Origin of the sequence: Antrihabitans stalagmiti, from assembly GCF_016482825.1 — a bacterium.
Lineage (GTDB): Bacteria > Actinomycetota > Actinomycetes > Mycobacteriales > Mycobacteriaceae > Antrihabitans > Antrihabitans stalagmiti.
The window spans coordinates 86,902-104,508 of the sequence record NZ_JAEMNV010000003.1; the positions used below are offsets into that span (position 1 = coordinate 86,902).

The window sequence follows — 17,607 nt, forward strand, 5'->3', positions numbered from 1 at the left end:
ATGACGTCAGCGAAGACGCGATCGTGGTGGGGTTGGGGCAACGTCGAAGACGCGGTCTCAGGTGAAGAACTCCACGGCCTGACCGCCCGAGCTGCGGCGATGCTTCCCAACGCCGATCTGACGTCACACGAACCACCAGCCATCACCGATCTGAACCTGCCCGCGTCGCGGCTCGGCGTCCCCGCGACGCTCGCGACCCTCTGTTCGGACGACCCCGCGGACCGTGCAGCGCACGCCCACGGGCAAGCGTTTCGCGACGTCGTCCGAAATCTGCAGGGCGACGTGCACCACGTACCCGATCTGATCGTCCGTCCGACCGATGAGAACGATGTTGTCGACGTGCTCGACTGGTGCACCCGGAGCAATATCGCCGTGATCGCCTACGGTGGCGGTACTTCGGTGGTCGGTGGTATCGAACCGCGGATCGACGGTGACTACCAGGGCGTTGTCACACTGGATCTCGGCGGGCTCGACCAGGTGCTCGAGATCGACACGACCAGCCGCGCAGCACGCGTCCAGGCGGGGATCCTTGGACCGGCACTGGAAGATCGGCTACGACCAGAAGGCCTGTCACTGCGGCATTTTCCGCAGTCCTTCGAGTTCTCCACCCTCGGCGGCTGGCTCGCAACACGTGCAGGCGGTCACTTCGCCACGCTGTATACCCACATCGACGACCTGGTCGAATCGATGCGCGTCGTCACGCCGACGGGTGTCAGCGAGTCGCGGCGCCTGCCGGGGTCGGGCGCGGGTCCGTCACCGGACCGACTTTTTCTCGGTTCGGAGGGAACTCTCGGTGTCATCACCGAAGCCTGGATGCGACTGCAGGACCGCCCGCGCTGGCGTGCCAACGCATCCGTCGTATTCGACGACTACGTCTCGGCGGTGACGGCGACCAGAGCGATCGCGCAGTCCGGGTTGTACCCCACCAACTGCCGTCTGCTCGATCCCGTCGAGGCCTTCATCAACGCAGGAACTTCGTCGCAGGGCGGCGTATTGGTACTCGCCTACGAGTCGGCACACCATCCGGTCGAGCATGCGATGGTCCAGACACTCGAGATCTGCCGAGAGCACGGCGGGCGTCTCCCAGATCCGGCTAGGTACTCCGATTCGGCCGACACTCGTCCGGGTTCGGGGGCTTCCGACGCGTGGCGGTCGTCGTTTCTGCGGATGCCGTACCAGCGCGACGCTCTTGCGTCTCGAGCACTGATCGTCGAGACCTTCGAAACCGCTTGCACCTGGGACCGATTCGACGAGTTGCGCACCGCGGTGATCACGGCTGCGAACGAAGCAATTGCCGCCGTCGGCTCAGTCGGCGTGGTGTCGTGCCGCTTTACCCACGTGTACCCGGACGGCGTCGCACCGTACTTCGGTGTGTATGCGGCGGGTCGGTGGGGGTCGACCGTCCAGCAGTGGGGCGACATCAAAGCGGCTGTGTCGGAGGCTCTTTCGAATTCCGGGGGAACGATCACCCATCATCATGCGGTCGGACGTGACCACAGGCCGTGGTACGACAGGCAACGCCCTGATCCGTTCGCCGCTGCGCTGACAGCCGCAAAGTCGGCACTTGATCCGTCCGGAATCCTCAATCCAGGAGTCCTGCTCGATCCACGGTGACGTTCGCACCGGCCCTCGCTTCGCTATGCTCACGCCAAGCGGGGAATCGGTACGGGGGAGATCGAATGAGTACACAACGTCGGATCATTGCCGCATGCGCGAGTGTGCTCGCTCTTGCAGGCTGCACCACATCGGTTGCGGGCACGCCTGCCGCGAAGAGCAGTCCGCAGGTGGCATATGCATCGAAACTCTCTCCGAAGGACCAGGCGACGCTGGCCTACTTCGCCGAGCTTCGAAAACTCGACCCGTGTGCCTTTCTGGACGAGGCGACGCTGAAGGATCTCGGCACCGTCCGCGAGTTCGCCGGCGACGCCTATTCGGCAGCGTGTAACGCGAAGGTCGAGGTCGACAGGAGCTCGAACAAGTCACTGGAGATATCGATCCAACTCGTTTCCAAGGACAACGGTTTCACGACCGGCGCCGAGACGATCACGGTCGACGACACTGCGGTCGAGCAGAAGGTCGAGTACAAACCGGGAGAGTCGTCGGCCTCCATCAATACCTGCCGCAACTTGGTTGCCTTCGACGGCGACTACTCGGTGCTGATCTCAGTGTTCCGCCGCACCAGCGACGCAGCCTGTGCCGAAGCGAATCAGTTGATCGCACAGACGATTCCGCTGCTCGACACCCGACCGCAGCGAGAAGACTCCGGTAAGCGTAAGTCCAACACCGCGACCGCGGTGCTGGATCCGTGCGAAGCGCTCGGTCGGCTGTCCGAAGACGCCGATGTTGCGTTGACCGAATCGACCCAGCCGTGGGGATGCAGATTTACCGTCGACGGTGCGGACGGGTCCATCCAGTACTCCGTCAACTCGAACGACGGGTACGAAAAGCCCTACGACGGTGAGCGTATCGACATCGACGGTCACGATGCTGTCCGCACGCAGTACGGCGACACGTGCTCGGTCGAGGTGTGGGCGGGTTACCCGAAGGGCAACTTCGATCCGGTCGATTCCGACTACATCGCAACAACGGTTCGCGTGTCGTCGGACGACTGCGACAGTGTGGAGAACACCGCGGAGATTGCGGTCGGTGCCTATCTCGATCGGTAGTCAGGAACTCCAACTACGCGCGGCCGCAACGAAACTGGTCACGAGAGTGCGTTCGTCGTCGTCGAAGTCCGTGCTGCGTTCCTTCTTGTAGTCCTCGGATTCGTACTCGATCTCGAAGGTGCAGCAATCAGCCAGGTAGCCATCGAGACGCAGGCCCGAAATACTCGACGGCGAGAAGATGGCCGTGCCGTCGTCGATCGACGGTTTCACCTCGTTTTCGGGCGACACTTTCCGTTCGGAGTCGAGCAGTCGCTGGACGAACTTGCCGTCCTCGCGGCGGGCTTCGGTGTTGAGGATCCCCTCGGGGCCAAGGTAATCGCAGTACAGGTTGTCGTCGTCGACGCTTCCGCGGGCAGAGGTGACGTCTCCGACTATGGCGTCGACTCCTCCGATGCCGTCACATTCGCCTGGCAACACCGACTTCGGCAGGTCGATCGTCTCGGGGAGCTTGTCGGCCACCTTCTGCGCGAGTTCGATCATCTGCTCGGGCGTGACACCCTCGTCGTCGATGTCCAGTAGTGGCTCCCACGCGAGGTAGAACTGCGTATTGCCATGCTGAACAGCGATGATGCTGTCGAACTCGGACTCGACCTGATAGGCCTTGTCGTTGCCGACCTCGGTGTCCCCGCCCTCGGAGGTATACGGAGAATGCGCAAGATCGGCAATATCGGGAGCCGGCTCACCAAGTGGCACACCCAGTGTCAGGCCGGTCGCGATGGCCGTTCCGAATTCGCAGGCAGCGATGCCGCCAGGAACGTAGACGTTCGATGTGATCCGCGTTCGCAGCGAGATCGGCTCGTCCGATCGGACGTAGCTGCCTTCGACGTCGTCGATGGACAGCACCGAGCACAAGTCGAAACCAGCGCTGTCTGCGATCGGCACGGCGGTGCCACGGACAGAGGAACATCCGGCAGCTGACGCTGCGAGCACCCCGATGCTCAGCACAGCGGTGTAGATCCTGGTGTTGCGCACGTAGTTCGTCCCCTCGGTACAGCCTTCGACAGCCCCCGCAGCGAAGGTGAAGCAATTCTAGCGGCCCCGACGGACAGCCCGTTATCCTCGAACGAGTACACGCTACTGGCCGTACCGCCTACTGTCGGACGCGACCGTCCTCTCTCTCTCGTCAAGGTGAACCCGTGCATCGAACGATCCGAACAGCCGCAGCGCTCCTGCAGGCGATCGTGGCGCACCCATCGGTCCTCGTCGAACTTGGACGCGAAGTGTTCGACGGGCTCACCTACGGCCGTTCCCGAGGAGAAGTGCACGTCCCGCCGGCCGAAGCGAACTTCTCGCGCGAGTTCGCGCGTCACTTCGGCTCGTCAACGGTGGTCTCGGCATCGCCGGACGAGATCGTCGCTGTGACACTCGATTTCGACCGGTTCGGCGAATGGTTCGGCCTGCACGTCGGTTGGCCCGACGGTGCGCCGAGCCGCGACGAACTTTGCGTCGGTGCGGTCTTCGGCGAAACACTTCGCGTGAAAGGTACGAAAGCCACGCTCGTGTGGACCGTGACGAGGTACGACCCTCCGCACACCCTTGCTATCGAAGGCGGCGGACCGCTGGATGCTGCTGTTGCACTGTGGATTTCAGCCACCGAGGAAGGGTCGGGTGCACGAATTGTCGTGAGCGGCGGATTCTCCTGCGACGCGCTCAGGGGGCCGATGCTTGCTGTCGTCATGAAGGCTCTGCAGGATGCCGCCGATGATTCGATGACGCATGTTGCGGCACTGCTGAATTCGCGGGACGTGGAGCTGAATCAGCCTGCCGTGGTGCGCAATCCTGCGGCGCAGTCCTCCTGACCGCAGGTCTGTGCTCGGTCGGCGAGCAACGCTCGTAACTTCTCGGGTATCTCCTCGCGCAGTTCGACGATCCCCGCCCATACCTCGGCCGGGGTGTCCTGTGTCAGGGCTGCGACCAACTCGTCGAGGTCGTCCATTCCGTCGATGATGTCGAAAATGCGTTGTCGCCCAGCGACATCCATTGCCATCGCGATGACGATCATCGCGTCCCACTGGTCGTCGTCGTTTGCCTGGCGGAGGAGTTCGCCGAGTCGGTCGTCGGTCTGCTCCGCGACCAGCGCGGCGATGAATGCCCGCTGCGGCGGCGGCAATTGCGCCGCCAGGGGCAGCAGGTCGAGCCACAGATCTTTGTTGAGGGCGACGTCCACGATGGCAGACAAGGTCGATTCTGCATGGACGGCCGGATGCTGGGAAAATGTGACGAGGCTGTCGAAACTCATTGCGCGAGTGACCGGAAGCAACGTATCCCAGGCATCGAGGGATTGCGCTGCCGCGATGATTCCGCCGAGCACTTCGTCACTCTGCTGGGCCGTGATGTCACCGAGCCGAGCCCGGTTGTCCGAGTTGACGGTTGCGAGCAGATCTATCGCTTCGGCCCAGAGGTCGTGCTCGTGCGCCGCGGCGATGATGCCGGACAGACGGTCGGCGACGATCTCTAGGAGTCCGTCCATGCCGGATTTGTCCTCGAGTAGAAAGCCGACCGACAGGAGATCTGCGTCGCCCATGATCGGAGCCGCAGCTCGAAGCGACTTGTCCGGAAGGACGCCGACGAAGCGTCCCATCGTGATGTGGTCGCCGACTTTCAGTAACTCGCGCCCGACCTCGGCGACGACCTGCGCGGGCACGGCCCCGATCGTCGCCGCTGCCCGACGTGGATCGAGCTGGATGGAGGTCGCGGCGAGGAATTCGGCAGGCAGCTTCTGCGCGATCGCAACAGCACGCGCAGGTTCGACAGAACCAGCAAGCGCAGCACACAGCAGCGGGCCGAAGGCGAGTTCCGCGGCTTTCGCGCTGATTGCAGCCGGCACGAGCTTCGCTGCCGATGCGACCCTCTTGAGGCGCACCGCGTCGCCGTCGAAAAGTAGGTCGGTGGTGCGTTCTCTGAACTCGCGCAGTGCGCTCGGTGAAAGGTCGGCGAGGAAGGCGAGATCCGCGTCGGACACGTTGAGCAGGCGGCCGAGTTTGGTGATCTCGGCAGACGCGAGCAGCTTGTCGCTCATAGTCCGAGTGCCTTTTTCACAGCCGGGCGCATCAATCGAGGTGTGTGCTTCAGCGACCCGGTTATCGCGTCGTCGAGTGATGTGGATCGGTGCTCGACTGCCTTCGTGAGGAAACCGTGGAGGCGCGCAAGATCGGCGTCGTCAACGGTATCGAAGCCCGGCGGCAATGGTGCCTGCAACGTGCGAGCGAGTGCTTGTCCGGCGTCGGACATGAAGTCTCCTGACAGGTCGTTGCAAGCGGCGACGAACTCGCCGTTCGCTCGGACGAGACTCTAACCCGCGCAGCCGGCACGCCGGATGCGCGACACAGCACGACGCTGTGTTTCGACCGGGTCGGTCAGGACAGGTCGCGGAAGGTAAATGCGAAACCGAAGACCGCAATAACCGCGGCGATGCCGTAGCCGATGATCGACAACCAGCCAGCGTGCTGATAGGCCGTCAAAGCGACGATGAACATGGCGAGGAAAACCATGAACATGCCGATGATCGGTGTTCTGCTCTTGAGTTCGTTGCGTGCCATTCGGAGTCACCTCATCGATGCAGAGAGAGAAGTGCCTACAGCTAATACCGCGCCTCGCGGAATGGCAACCACCTTGGAGTGGGCGTTCAACCTGTGATGTTGGCCGTGAGCAGAAGTGCAAGCTCGTCGGTGACGTCGTCGAGCGGTGTAGTCGATCGCGAAGCTCTGCACAGGATCACGGCACCTTCTATCGATGCGACCGCCATGGTGGCCAAAGGTGCTGCGCGAGAGGGGTCGACGCCGTCGTCGACCAACGCCTGGGTCAGCGCGCTTCGCCACCGGGTGAAGATGGCGTCGACGGCTGGAAGTAGTTGCTGATCTTCCCGTGTTCCACCGACCGCGACGGCGACGACGGGACAACCTGCCGCGAAATCGCTGCCCTCGAGTATTTGTGTCCAGAAGCCCGCAAAAAGGCGGAGCGCGCCGATCGAACCGTCCTGCAGTGAATGTTCGATTATTTTCGTTATCGCTGTACCCGCAAATTCGAGTGATTCAGCGATGATCTGGTTTCTGCCGCCGGGAAAATGGTGATAAACGGAACCTCTGGGGGCGCCGCTACGCGCGAGTACAGCGTCGACCGTCGTACCGGCCGCACCGTGTTCGCGCAGCAGTTCGGCCGCGCTCACGAGCATGTTGTGTCGCGTTGTGCTCCGCGCCGCCACTTCGCCTCCCTTGTTCGTTCTCCTGGCATAGAGCCTAGTTGGTGCGAGGCCAACTATGTTATGTTGCAGATCATAATTGGGGCGTGTCTCGATGTGGCGCAGTTGGAGGATTTCGATGGTCGGTCCAGGATCCAAGACGACGGCATGCGTGCTGTGCGAATGCAACTGCGGTATCAACATCGAACTGGAGGGTCGGCGGTTCGCGAAGATCCGTGGCGACAAGACACACCCGGCCTCGGAGGGATACACCTGCGAAAAAGCGTTGCGGCTCGACCTCTACCAAAACGGCCCGCATCGGATCACGTCCCCACTCAAACGGACCGACAACGGCGACTACGTCGAAATCGACTGGGACACAGCGTTGGACGAGATCGCGACCAAACTCTCCCGCATCAAGTCGGCATACGGCGGTCGGTCGATCTTCTTCTACGGTGGTGGTGGTCAGGGCAACCATCTCGGTTCGGCGAACGCGCTTGCGTTGCGGGGTGCCCTCGAATCCAAATATCACTCGAACGCGTTGGCGCAGGAGAAGACCGGCGAGATCTGGGTCGACGGCCGTCTCTACGGCGGTCATACCAAGGGCGACTTCGACAATGCCGAAGTGCTCGTCTTCATCGGCAAGAACCCGTGGCAGTCGCATAGTTTTCCCCGGGCGAGGCCACTGCTCAAGCAGGTCGCGGCCGACCCAGCGCGTTCGATGATCGTCGTCGATCCGCGGGTAAGCGAGACGGCCGCCATGGCCGACTTTCACCTGCAGGTCGCCCCTGGCGGTGATGCCTGGCTGATTGCGGCGATGGTCGCGGTGATCGTGCAGGAGGACCTCGTCGACGATGCTTTCGTCGATACCCACACAAGCGGCTACGGACCCGTACGCGACGCGTTCGCAGCCGTCGACATCGCAGCTTTCGCACTCACCTGCGGCGTTGCCGAAGACCAGATCCGGGCCGCTGCTCGGCGCATCGCTACTGCCGAAAGTGTCTGTGTATACGAGGATCTCGGCATACAGCAAGCTCCGAACAGCACACTGGTCTCCTACTTGAACAAGCTCCTGTGGATACTGACCGGAAACTTCGGCAAGCCCGGCACGATGTTTCTCCACTCGTCTTTCGCATCGTTGACTGGTGGCGGAAGCGGAACGAATTCGGTTCGTAGGACCCCGACGCGAGTGGATCGGGCAAAGAAGAAGGCCATCGGAACCGGAGTCACCGCCGCCGGTAGGGCGCTTGCGTTCACGATTCCGCGGCTCTCGAGAATCGGAAGGTTGACTGCCGCAGTCGAATCCGTTTCCAGCAAGGCTCTCGATGTGATGGTTCCGTTCGCGGCAGGTCTGCTGGCCTCGGGGGTTGGTGCGGGCGGCGGTGAGCGCGTCAGTCCCGTCACCGGTGCGAAGATCATCGGCGGGTTGGTCCCGTGCAATTCGATCGCGGACGAGGTACTGACCGACCATCCTGACCGATTCAGAGCGATGTGGATCGACAGCTCGAATCCAGCCCATTCCATCGCGGATTCCAAACGCTTTCGACAGGCGATGCGAGCTCTGGAGCTGTCGGTGGTTATCGACGTCGCCTTCACCGAAACGGCTCGTCAGGCCGACTACGTACTGCCTGCCGCCAGTCAGTTCGAGAAGCCTGAGGCGACCTTCTTCAACTTCGAGTTCCCCAAAAACGTATTCCACCTTCGTAAGCCGATTCTCGACCCACTGCCCGGCACATTGCCGGAGCCGGAGATCTACGCGCGCCTGCTGCGTCGCCTTGATGTCGTCGATGCGGCGGTGCTCGAGCGCCTGCGCAGTGCCGCACAGGGTGGTCGAGACACCTTCGCAACCACCTTCTTCGCAAGCGTCGCCGCTGAGCCGCGCCTTGGCGCGATCGCGCCCTTCCTGCTTTACGAGACCCTCGGTCAGACGTTGCCGCCGAAGCTGCGCGGCGCCGCAGTCCTGTGGGGAGTGAGTCAGATGTGCGCACTGTCGAATCCCGAAGCGGTTGCGCGGTCGGGCTATTCCGGTAGCGGACTCACCCCGGGCAACAAGCTGTTCGACTCGATCATCGCGACGGACACCGGCGTCGTGTTCACCACCGACACGTGGGACGACGTGTGGGACTACGTCAAACGGCCGGACCGGCGGTTCACGATCGACATCGATTCGCTGCTGACCCGAGTACGTGAACTCGGTGCGGCACAGTCGGTATGGACAACGGAGGAGTTTCCGTTCGTGCTTGCGGCAGGAGAGCGGCGATCGTTCACCGCGAATACGATCTTCCGCAATCCCGATTGGCGGCGGCGTGACAAAAACGGCAATTTGCGGATCAGTCGGGAAGACGCGATCGCACTGGCTCTGAGCGACGGGGACAGCGCAAGGGTGGTGACCCAGAGCGGCGCCGCAACGGTCACCATCGAAGTCAGCGACATGATGCAAGCGGGGAACATTGCGCTGCCCAACGGGTTCGGTCTCGACTGCCCTACCGAGGACGGAACGCTGAAGTCCGCTGGCGTGTCACCGAACGAGCTGACGAGCGCGGGCCACAAGGACGACTTCGCCGGCACACCGTGGCACAAGCATGTGCCGGCTCGTCTGGAAGCGATCCGCTGACAGAGAGCTAGGGCGTCTGCGTCGCCAACTTCTTCTGCTCTTCGATGGATTCCGGCGTGCCGGGAACTTCGGTGCCACGCAACGACAATCCCTTGGTCTCGATCAGGAAGTACGCGGAGACTATGCCGATCAGGCACGCGCCGAGCATGTAGAACGCCGGGACGAGGTTGTTGCCGGTGGCGCCGATGATCGCCTCGTTGACTGCGGATGCTGTTCCGCCGAACAACGAGGTCGCGACGTTGTAGCCGATCGCCACGCCGGCGAAGCGCACGATCGTCGGGAACATCGCCGGGAAGGTCGCCGAAATCGTCGCCAGCTGGGGCGCGTACAGCATGCCCAGCACAGCGAACCCGATGATCGCACCGGTCAGGCTTGTCCCGATCAACAAGTACATCGGAATAACGGCGACGACCAGTGCCGCGCACGATCCGAGCCACATGGGCCGTCGCCCTATTCGGTCGGACAGAATTCCGAAGAACGGCAGGGTCACCAGCATCGCGATCTGGCCGAACAATGGAACGAGGAGGGCATCGGATTCCTCCATGTCCAGGGTCGTCTGCAGGTAGGTCGGCATGTAGCTGAGCAGCGTGTAGTTGACGACGTTCAACGCGATCACCAGGCCGAACAGCGTGAGGATCGACCGTGTGTAGCGCGTCAACAGATCCTTGAAGACGCCGCTGACCTGGTCCTTCGTTGCTTCCTTTTGCTCCAGTTCGCGGAAGACGGGGGTGTCTTCCATCCTGCTTCGCAGGTACATGCCGATGAGGCCGAGTGGTGCGGCGACGAAGAACGGCAGGCGCCAGCCCCAGCTTTCCATCGAGTCGGCGTCCAACACGTTGACCAGAAGCAGGGCGATCAGATTGCCCATTGTGAAGCCGACGAGTGTGCCTACTTCGAGGAAGCTGCCGTAGAAGCCACGCTTCTTGTCGGGAGCGTATTCCGCCATGAATGTCGCAGCACCGCCGTATTCACCGCCCGCCGAGAAGCCCTGCAGCATGCGGCACGCGTACAGCATGATCGGCGCCCAGATGCCGATCGTTTCGTAACTCGGAATGAGACCGACAACCAGCGTCGACGACGCCATGAGGAGGATCGTCATCGCGAGGACGCGCTTGCGCCCGATCCTGTCGCCGAGGGGTCCCCAGAACAGGCCACCGATCGGACGTATCAGGAACGAAATCGCGAACCCGACGAGTGTGTAGAAGACGCCGTTGGAGCCTTCGGGAAACAGGGATGCCGCAATGTGCGTGGTGAGATACGCGTAGACGCCGTAGTCGAACCATTCGACAGCGTTTCCGATCGCAGAGGCGCCGATCGCTCTGTGCAGGACTTTCGGTGGAACATCCTTGGTGGTCGGCGGACTTGATTTTTGCGACATGGAAAACTCCTGTCCCGTTGTGGCGCACGCATTCGCACCCGAATTAGCGTCCGCGATCACATCTCGCCCAGATGTGACAGCCGACAACTCGACGGTCGTAGGTACCCACCCTGCGCGATGTGCAAACCCGGCAATACACGCCGTAAACAAATCAACGCCCACCGCAGCGTATTCGGCTGCGACGGGCGTCGATTTGAGGTGCGTGTTAGTTCGTACCACCTTCGAAGCGAGTGTCGACGAAAGCAGCGAAGTCAGCCTTGCCTGGAATTGCGTTCGCCTCCGTGAATGCGTCGGCGATCTCCTGTTCGGACGCAACTACTGTGTCGCTCAGCGCAATCGGTTGCTTGATCGATCGGGTCCACGTGACCTTCGAGGCGTCGAGAGTGATCGACGTGAGTTCGGCGTACGTCGTCGACCACGTGTCCAAGTTCTGCTCGGACCATTTCGTTGCCGCACTGTAGCGAGCCAGGAAGTCCTTGATGGCGGCAGATTTGCTTGCATCGCCGAGGGCTTTGTCCGACGCGGTCCAGAAGTTGTAGCCGTTTGCAGCGGTGTCTGCGCTGGCGATCGACTTCGCGCCGGCTTCCTGCTCGGCGATGGCTGTGTACGGATCCCATACGGCCCAGGCATCGACGTCACCCTTGGTGAAGGAGGTGTAGCCATCGGCGGGAGCGAGATAGATGGGCTCGATGTCGCTGAGTGCCAGACCCGCCTTCTTCAGTTGCAGAAGAAGATTGGCATTTGCCGAGCTGCCTTTCGTGACGGCGACCCGCTTTCCCTTCAGGTCGGCCACAGTAGAAATGGTCGAGTCCTTTCCGACCAAAAGCGCGTCGCCCTTGCCGGTTGCTTCGAGCGCTCCGACGATCTTGATGTTCGCCTTCGCGGCTGCGCCGAATATCACCGGTGTATTGCCGACCTGGGCAAGATCGATGCCTGCTGCGCTCGCTGCCTCTACCAGCGGAGGGCCAGCGGTGAAGGTGGAGAACTCGACCTTGTACGGCAGGTTGTCGAGCTGACCCGATGCCTTCAGCAGCACCTCGATCGAGATCGCCTTCTGATCACCGACTTCGAGCGTCACGCTCGACAGATCGACAGGTCCGCTCGGTGTCGTATCGGCGTCGGTCGAATCGTCGGTGCAGCCGCCGAGGAGCAGTGTCGCGACGGCGGCGAGGGCAATTCCCGCGATGCGGGCGGAACGGAGTTTCACAGTGCTGCTTTCTGTTTCAGATACTTGGCGGTGTGAATCGATACTCAGTGCGTAGGGTCGTCGACCCCGAGAAGTTTCAGCAGACGACCGGCGTGCGTTGCGGCTTCAGGCGATGCGTGCTTGCGAGGACGCGGCAGGTCGATGCGAACCTCGTGTGCGATGCGTCCCCTGTCGAGAACCAGAACGCGGTCCGCGAGCGTGACCGCTTCGTTCACGTCGTGGGTCACGAGCAGGACGCCGAAACGATGCTCGCCGAAGAGGCGAAGCAGCAGATCATGCATGGCAAGGCGCGTCAACGCGTCGAGTGCCCCGAACGGCTCGTCGAGTAGCAGCAGTGTCGGCTCCGCGACCAGCGCGCGGGCGAGTGCGGCTCGTTGAGCTTCGCCACCGGAGAGTGTGAGTGGCCACGAGTCTGCACGCTTGGCAAGGCCGACCTGGCTGAGCACGTGGCGGGCCTTCGACTCGGCTGCCTGCCCTTTTCGTCTGCCTGGATGTCCGAGGACTACATTGCGAACCACGCTGAGCCACGGCACAAGTCGCGGTTCTTGGAACACAACCGTCGGGATCCCTGCAACCTCGACGTGACCGGTGTGATCTTTGGAGAGCCCCGCGAGTGCTCGCAGCAGCGTCGATTTGCCTGAACCGCTGCGACCGACGAGCGCGACGATCTCGCCTCGCTCGATGGTCAGGTCGATGCCGTCCAGGACGATGTTTTCGTCGAAGGTTTTGCCGAGCCCCCTGACAGTGGCCGCTGTTTATGTCACAGGATCAACCGCAGATGTGCTCATCGCGCGACGCCTGGCTGCCAGCGCAGTGCGCGCAATTCGAACCATCGGACGATCGAGTCGGTTATCAGGCCGAGTAGTCCGTAGATCAGCAATCCGAAGATGACGATATCGGTGCGGAGAAACTCACGCGCATTGTTGACGATGAAGCCGAGGCCCGCGCTCGCATTGATCTGCTCCGCAACGATCAGCGACAGCCACGCGATACCGAGGCTTTGACGCATCCCAACCAGAATGTGGGGCAATGCTGCGGGGACGATCAGCGTTCGCAACCGCTCTGCGCGATTCAGGTGCAGTACGTCGCCGAGTTCGATCAACTTCGGATCGAGCTGGCGGATTCCGGCGAAGGTGTTTAGGTACAGAGGAAAAGCCACGCCGAGGGCAATAAGCAGCACCTTGGGCTGCTCATCGATTCCGAACCAGATGATGAACAACGGAATCAGACCGAACAGCGGGACGGTGCGCAACATCTGCAGCGGCGGATCGACGACGTATTCACCGACTCGGCTGACACCGGCAAGAATGCCGAAGCCGATCCCGACGACCGCGCCGAGCACGAAGCCGAACAACGCACGCTGACCCGAGACGTAAAGCGCGTCGCCGAGCACACCGGTTCGATACACCTCGAGTCCGGCTTCGACGATTACCGAGGGTGCGGGCAGGATCCGCTCCGACAGCAGCCCGTTCTGACTTGCGAGCTGCCAAGCAAGCAACAACGCCACGGGCGCGATCGTTCGAAGTATCCCGGGGTGTTGGTACCACTGGCCGGTCCGCCGTCGGCGCGGCCGCGCCGGGTCGGCCGTACGGCCGAGTTGTTGGCGGATGTCGACAAGCATTCTTCTCCTCGGCCGTAGTTGTATTCCAGCGGATTCTGCAGTGCCACAGGCGATCGGAGAAGGGTTGCGATCAGTGCGAGGGGAATCCTGGACGGACGGCCGAGTGGGTTCGATATTCGGTTTCGCATCTGCGGGACCGCTGCTAGCGTGGGGTCTTCGAACTAACGCACACGGCTTTCGAGGAGCGCAGGCAGATGATCGGGCAGACGGCAAAGGGCGAGGCGCACGACGCTTCACGCTCGTTCGGCCGTGCCCGTATGTCGCGTCTTATGACGGGACCTGTCACCGTTCGCCGTTGAGCGAAGCGTCAGGCTCATGCAGATTTGCCGTCTGGCTCTCATAAGGCCGGATCGCGTTGGTTTGACTCCACGATGAGCCACAACTTCTAGTCGAGCAACCGCCACAGCGAGTTTCTGATGTCGCGGTTCACGCGGCGTTGGATGGTCGGCAGTACCTCGGACAACGACGGCCGCAGCTTGCGACGCGACCGTTTGTCGTCGTACATATCGGTGTCCGCTTCGTGAAGTGCATCCTCGAATCGGCCCTGCGGCACCAGAATTGCCGTTCCGACGGAAACGGACGGAATTACTTCGTCGCCGTTCGGCATGACGAGCGCTGCTTGAACACAGCGGCGGATGCAGTCGGTATAGAGACCGTCGATGTCGGTGCCCTGCGACGGGACGAGGATGACGAATTCGTCGCCGGACAGCCTTCCGACAACGCTGCCGCTGGGGGCGAACAGGGTCAGCGATTGGCCGATGGTTTCGAGGAGTAGATCGCCGCCTGCGTGTCCGTGTGCGTCGTTGACCAGCTTCAGATTGTCGACGTCGACCATCATCACCAACGTGTCGACCGGCTCGGCGTCCTGCAGGGCTCGACGAACTCCGGCGCGGTTGAGCAAGCCGGTCAACTCGTCTCGATAGGCGGCATGCTCGAGCGCGCGAATGTGAGCGCGTTCGGTCGTCCAATCGTCGATGACGACCATGACGACGATTTCGTCGCCGTGCCGTACCGACGCCTTACGGACCCGAGCCCAGATCGTCGAGCCGTCCTTGTGGAGCAGGCGTCGTTCGGTAGCCAGTGAGGGTGCAGCGCCGGAGAGCAACTCGGCAGCATCTCTGTCGCGACTGGGTCGGTCGTCGGGATGGACAACCTGCGCGGCATGCAACTGGAGGGCTTCCGGCAGCGTGTAACCGAGCATGTCGGCGAACGCCTGATTCGCTTCTCGTACGTTGCCGTCGGCACCATGAATCACGAGTCCGGACGACACGCTGGCCATCAGCGCCTGGTAGACCTCGGCGTCGTATGCGCCCCCAACCATCCGACCTCCCGGCCCGTATCGTCGATGTCCGATTTCGCCAGATTGCGGCGAGTTAGCTATGAGCATAGGACTGGTGTGTGACACGGGCACGTCCAGTGCGTGCACTACGGCGGCACGTCACACTGACCTGGAATTATGCCGCTGCAACGGAAAAGTGTCGAGGTGAACGGATGTCGTCGGAGTACAGAGCTGGTCTGGTCGAATTCAACGAACTCGCCTACGCCAGCGCGCTCGAACAACTCATCGCGGTGTGTGCAGCTCCGACCTGGGCACACAACGTGGTCACCGGGCGACCGTTCGCTGATTCTGATCAGCTGTTCGAGCACGCCGAAAAGTGTTTGCGGGCTCTGCCTGATTCGGACATCGACCAGGCACTCGATGGCCACCCGCGCATCGGCGGCGACGTGCGCAACGCGAATTCCGCGGCCGAGCAAGCCGCCGTCACTGTGGCCGACACCGAGGTGCGGGCGAAGCTCGCCGATCTCAACGCCGAGTACGAAGCCCGATTCGGCCACATCTATCTGGTCTTCGCAAGCGGGCGTTCAGGCGAGGAGCTTCTGCAGATCCTGGAGGCGCGGTTGGGCAACGACGCCGCGACGGAACGCCTGACCATCCGGAACGAGCTCGTGAAGATCAATCGGCTGCGTCTCGCGCGGTTGCTTGGTCAGCCGACGGCCAGCTGACGCGTCACGTCGTAGTCTTTCGGGTCGAAGTTGGTCCGTTTGCCGTATTCGCTCATCTTGCCTGGCCAGTTGGCGACAACACGTCCGCTCGCCTCTCGGTACCAGCTGCTGCACTTCGTCCACACGGTCTTCTCGAGCCGCTTCTGAATCTCTGCGTCGTAGCTTTGCTCGACCTCCGGTTTGACCGCGACGTAGAACGCCTTCTTCCGCTTCAAGAATTCGACTGCTTGTCGGACGTAGCGCGCCTGCTGTTCGTGCATGTAGATGATCGATCCCGAGCCGAGGTTGGTGTTCGGTCCGTACATGACGAACATGTTCGGAAAATGCGGCACCGCGAGTCCGTAATAGGCGCGGGCACCGTCGGACCAGACTTCACGAAGCGATTTGCCGCCGATGCCGTGAATGTTCATCGGAGCCAGGAACTGCGTCGCCGCAAATCCGGTGCAGTAGACGATGACGTCCACCGGATGACTGACACCGTCGTCGGTCACCACCGCGTTCGGCGTGATCTTTTCGATGTGGCTCGTCTCGATGTGGACGTTCGGCTGCCCGACCGCGGGGTAGTAGTTGCTGGCCATCAAGCCGCGCTTGCACCCTGCCTGGTAGTCGGGCGTCATCTTGGCGAGCAGTTCGGGGTCGTCGATTTGAGATTCGCGATGGCTGGTCGCCCACGCGGTGAGAAGGTCGGCGACCTTGCCGTTCCCTTCCAGGCCCGACGTCACAAATTCGTAGAACGCCCACCAGCCGAGACGCTCGGCGCGGTGGATGCCAGGCAGCTTGTTGACTACCGGCAGCTTGGTCAGCGCCGCAACCTTGGGCGGAATGTAGTAATTCTCGAACTTCGGGATGATCCACGGTGCCGATCGCTGGAAGACGGTCAGGCTGCCGACCTTCGGCTGTATCGCCGGGATGATCTGAATGGCGCTCGCACCTGTTCCGACAATCGCGACGCGCTTTCCGGTCAGGTCGACGTCGTGGTTCCACTGCGCCGAATGAAACGAAGCGCCGCGAAACGATGCCATTCCTTCGATTGTCGGCATTACCGGTCGTGACAACTGGCCCACTGCGGGCACGAATACGTCGGCCTCGATGACCTCTCCGGTGGACGTTTGCACGCGCCACACGCCGGAGTCGGCGTCGAAGTCTGCCGAGGCGACTTCGATGCCGAAACGAATATGGTCCATAAGTCCGTTGCGTTCGGCGACATCGTGCATATAGGCGAGGATGTCGGCTTGGCCCGCAAACCGCTTGGGCCAGTTCGCGTTCTGCTCGAAGGAGAACGAATACAGATCGGACGGCGCATCACATGCTGCACCGGGGTAGGTGTTGTCGCGCCACACGCCGCCGAGTCCGTCGGCCTTGTCGATGATCGTGAACTCGTGGTGGCCATGGCGCTTCAGTTCGAGCGCGGCCGCGAGTCCGCCGAAGCCGGCGCCGACGATGAGCACTGATGGTGTACGAGTCATGACACCAACGGTATGGAGTCTTGCTAGCTGGCCGCAGAGGCTCGCGGCCGAGAAATCGATATTTTCGGCCAGCTTTCGGGTCAGATGTCTTCGATGAGGCTCAACTGGTTGCCGTCCGGGTCGGAGATCGTCGCCAACCGCTGGCGCCCCTTCGCCACCGTGATCGGTTCCGTTGCGTCGATACCTCGATCGGCGAGATCGGCGAGGTGACGATCGAGATCGTCGTCGACGAAGTTCAGCGCGGTCCGTCCAGCTTTGTCGGGGCTGTGAAACACCTGGACGACGGCGTAGTCGCCAAGTTGCCATTCCGAAAGGCCGTCCATCGGGTGGCGATCGGCCGCACGATCGAAGAACGTCGTGTACCAGCGCTCGGCTGCGTCGAAATCGGAAACCGGGACGACCGGTAGAACTGCGGAGATGGTCACGGTGATACCTCTTCTGTTGGTGTAGTACGAGACGTCGGTGCTGGCTGAC

General features: G+C 62.1%; 17 protein-coding genes. 5 read left to right on the top strand and 12 right to left on the bottom strand.

The annotated features are described in order from the left end of the window. Positions 1 to 1,614 carry an FAD-binding oxidoreductase gene (locus JGU71_RS08945; RefSeq protein ID WP_199703732.1) on the top strand — a complete coding sequence of 538 codons (1,614 nt, stop codon included), beginning with the start codon at positions 1 to 3 and terminating at the stop codon, positions 1,612 to 1,614. A gap of 65 nt (positions 1,615 to 1,679) precedes the next feature. After that, on the top strand, positions 1,680 to 2,666 hold the full coding sequence (locus tag JGU71_RS08950) for a DUF3558 family protein (RefSeq protein ID WP_199703733.1): 987 nt from the start codon (positions 1,680 to 1,682) through the stop codon (positions 2,664 to 2,666). Here JGU71_RS08950 and JGU71_RS08955 read toward each other — a convergent pair whose 3' ends face one another. After that, positions 2,667 to 3,638, bottom strand: coding sequence for a hypothetical protein (locus JGU71_RS08955; protein ID WP_199703734.1), 972 nt, complete (start codon positions 3,636 to 3,638; stop codon positions 2,667 to 2,669). Between the two features lie 164 nt (positions 3,639 to 3,802). On the opposite strand from JGU71_RS08955, the gene JGU71_RS08960 reads away from it, so the two are divergent. Beyond that, a complete protein-coding gene (locus JGU71_RS08960; protein WP_199703735.1) occupies positions 3,803 to 4,465 on the top strand; it encodes an SRPBCC family protein in 663 nt (220 codons plus the stop codon). Here the strand turns inward: JGU71_RS08960 and JGU71_RS08965 are convergent. The 4 genes from JGU71_RS08965 to JGU71_RS08980 form a co-directional block, all read right to left on the bottom strand. Then, complete coding sequence (locus JGU71_RS08965; RefSeq protein WP_199703736.1) at positions 4,423 to 5,685, bottom strand: hypothetical protein; 1,263 nt, start codon at positions 5,683 to 5,685, stop codon at positions 4,423 to 4,425. The genes JGU71_RS08960 and JGU71_RS08965 overlap by 43 nt on opposite strands. Then, complete coding sequence (locus JGU71_RS08970) at positions 5,682 to 5,897, bottom strand: hypothetical protein (RefSeq protein WP_199703737.1); 216 nt, start codon at positions 5,895 to 5,897, stop codon at positions 5,682 to 5,684. The genes JGU71_RS08965 and JGU71_RS08970 overlap by 4 nt, the downstream gene beginning before the upstream one ends. A gap of 125 nt (positions 5,898 to 6,022) precedes the next feature. Beyond that, entirely contained in the window at positions 6,023 to 6,205 is a 183-nt protein-coding gene (locus JGU71_RS08975; protein ID WP_199703738.1) for a hypothetical protein, read from the bottom strand. Between the two features lie 86 nt (positions 6,206 to 6,291). Further along, the gene (locus tag JGU71_RS08980; protein WP_307829569.1) at positions 6,292 to 6,867 is read right to left on the bottom strand and encodes a TetR/AcrR family transcriptional regulator; all 576 of its coding nucleotides are present in this window, start codon (positions 6,865 to 6,867) and stop codon (positions 6,292 to 6,294) included. Positions 6,868 to 6,982: 115 nt separating this feature from the next. Between JGU71_RS08980 and JGU71_RS08985 the strand changes: the two genes are divergently transcribed. Continuing rightward, positions 6,983 to 9,457 carry a molybdopterin-dependent oxidoreductase gene (locus JGU71_RS08985; protein WP_233528995.1) on the top strand — a complete coding sequence of 825 codons (2,475 nt, stop codon included), beginning with the start codon at positions 6,983 to 6,985 and terminating at the stop codon, positions 9,455 to 9,457. Between the two features lie 7 nt (positions 9,458 to 9,464). On the opposite strand, the gene JGU71_RS08990 is transcribed toward JGU71_RS08985, so the two are convergent. The 5 genes from JGU71_RS08990 to JGU71_RS09010 form a co-directional block, all read right to left on the bottom strand. Beyond that, complete coding sequence (locus tag JGU71_RS08990; RefSeq protein ID WP_199703740.1) at positions 9,465 to 10,835, bottom strand: MFS transporter; 1,371 nt, start codon at positions 10,833 to 10,835, stop codon at positions 9,465 to 9,467. A 205-nt stretch (positions 10,836 to 11,040) separates the two neighbouring features. Then, positions 11,041 to 12,042: an ABC transporter substrate-binding protein gene (locus tag JGU71_RS08995; RefSeq protein WP_199703741.1), complete on the bottom strand. Its 1,002-nt coding sequence runs from the start codon at positions 12,040 to 12,042 to the stop codon at positions 11,041 to 11,043. A 44-nt stretch (positions 12,043 to 12,086) separates the two neighbouring features. Continuing rightward, entirely contained in the window at positions 12,087 to 12,752 is a 666-nt protein-coding gene (locus tag JGU71_RS09000) for an ABC transporter ATP-binding protein (RefSeq protein ID WP_199704524.1), read from the bottom strand. Positions 12,753 to 12,826: 74 nt separating this feature from the next. Further along, the gene (locus JGU71_RS09005) at positions 12,827 to 13,663 is read right to left on the bottom strand and encodes an ABC transporter permease (protein ID WP_199703742.1); all 837 of its coding nucleotides are present in this window, start codon (positions 13,661 to 13,663) and stop codon (positions 12,827 to 12,829) included. 385 nt (positions 13,664 to 14,048) lie between these two features. After that, complete coding sequence (locus JGU71_RS09010) at positions 14,049 to 14,984, bottom strand: GGDEF domain-containing protein (protein WP_199703743.1); 936 nt, start codon at positions 14,982 to 14,984, stop codon at positions 14,049 to 14,051. Between the two features lie 170 nt (positions 14,985 to 15,154). Here JGU71_RS09010 and uraD point away from each other — a divergent pair, with 170 nt between their 5' ends. Beyond that, positions 15,155 to 15,667, top strand: a complete 513-nt coding sequence (gene uraD, locus JGU71_RS09015) for a 2-oxo-4-hydroxy-4-carboxy-5-ureidoimidazoline decarboxylase (protein ID WP_199703744.1) — start codon at positions 15,155 to 15,157, stop codon at positions 15,665 to 15,667. On the opposite strand, the gene JGU71_RS09020 is transcribed toward uraD, so the two are convergent. After that, positions 15,649 to 17,133 (bottom strand): flavin-containing monooxygenase, encoded by a 1,485-nt coding sequence (locus JGU71_RS09020; protein ID WP_199703745.1) that lies wholly within the window; start codon positions 17,131 to 17,133, stop codon positions 15,649 to 15,651. The genes uraD and JGU71_RS09020 overlap by 19 nt on opposite strands. An 80-nt stretch (positions 17,134 to 17,213) precedes the next feature. Further along, positions 17,214 to 17,558 carry a VOC family protein gene (locus tag JGU71_RS09025; RefSeq protein WP_199703746.1) on the bottom strand — a complete coding sequence of 115 codons (345 nt, stop codon included), beginning with the start codon at positions 17,556 to 17,558 and terminating at the stop codon, positions 17,214 to 17,216. Positions 17,559 to 17,607 lie beyond the last annotated feature (49 nt).

Bases quoted from the DNA above. Each gene is read 5' to 3' on its own strand.
- JGU71_RS08945 (WP_199703732.1), top strand. From the start codon at position 1: ATGACGTCAGCGAAGACGCGATCGTGGTGGGGTTGGGGCAACGTCGAA.
- JGU71_RS08950 (WP_199703733.1), top strand. From the start codon at position 1,680: ATGAGTACACAACGTCGGATCATTGCCGCATGCGCGAGTGTGCTCGCT.
- JGU71_RS08965 (WP_199703736.1), bottom strand. From the start codon at position 5,685: ATGAGCGACAAGCTGCTCGCGTCTGCCGAGATCACCAAACTCGGCCGC.
- JGU71_RS08970 (WP_199703737.1), bottom strand. From the start codon at position 5,897: ATGTCCGACGCCGGACAAGCACTCGCTCGCACGTTGCAGGCACCATTG.
- JGU71_RS08975 (WP_199703738.1), bottom strand. From the start codon at position 6,205: ATGGCACGCAACGAACTCAAGAGCAGAACACCGATCATCGGCATGTTC.
- JGU71_RS08985 (WP_233528995.1), top strand. From the start codon at position 6,983: ATGGTCGGTCCAGGATCCAAGACGACGGCATGCGTGCTGTGCGAATGC.
- JGU71_RS08990 (WP_199703740.1), bottom strand. From the start codon at position 10,835: ATGTCGCAAAAATCAAGTCCGCCGACCACCAAGGATGTTCCACCGAAA.
- JGU71_RS09005 (WP_199703742.1), bottom strand. From the start codon at position 13,663: ATGCTTGTCGACATCCGCCAACAACTCGGCCGTACGGCCGACCCGGCG.
- JGU71_RS09010 (WP_199703743.1), bottom strand. From the start codon at position 14,984: ATGGTTGGGGGCGCATACGACGCCGAGGTCTACCAGGCGCTGATGGCC.
- uraD (WP_199703744.1), top strand. From the start codon at position 15,155: ATGTCGTCGGAGTACAGAGCTGGTCTGGTCGAATTCAACGAACTCGCC.
- JGU71_RS09020 (WP_199703745.1), bottom strand. From the start codon at position 17,133: ATGACTCGTACACCATCAGTGCTCATCGTCGGCGCCGGCTTCGGCGGA.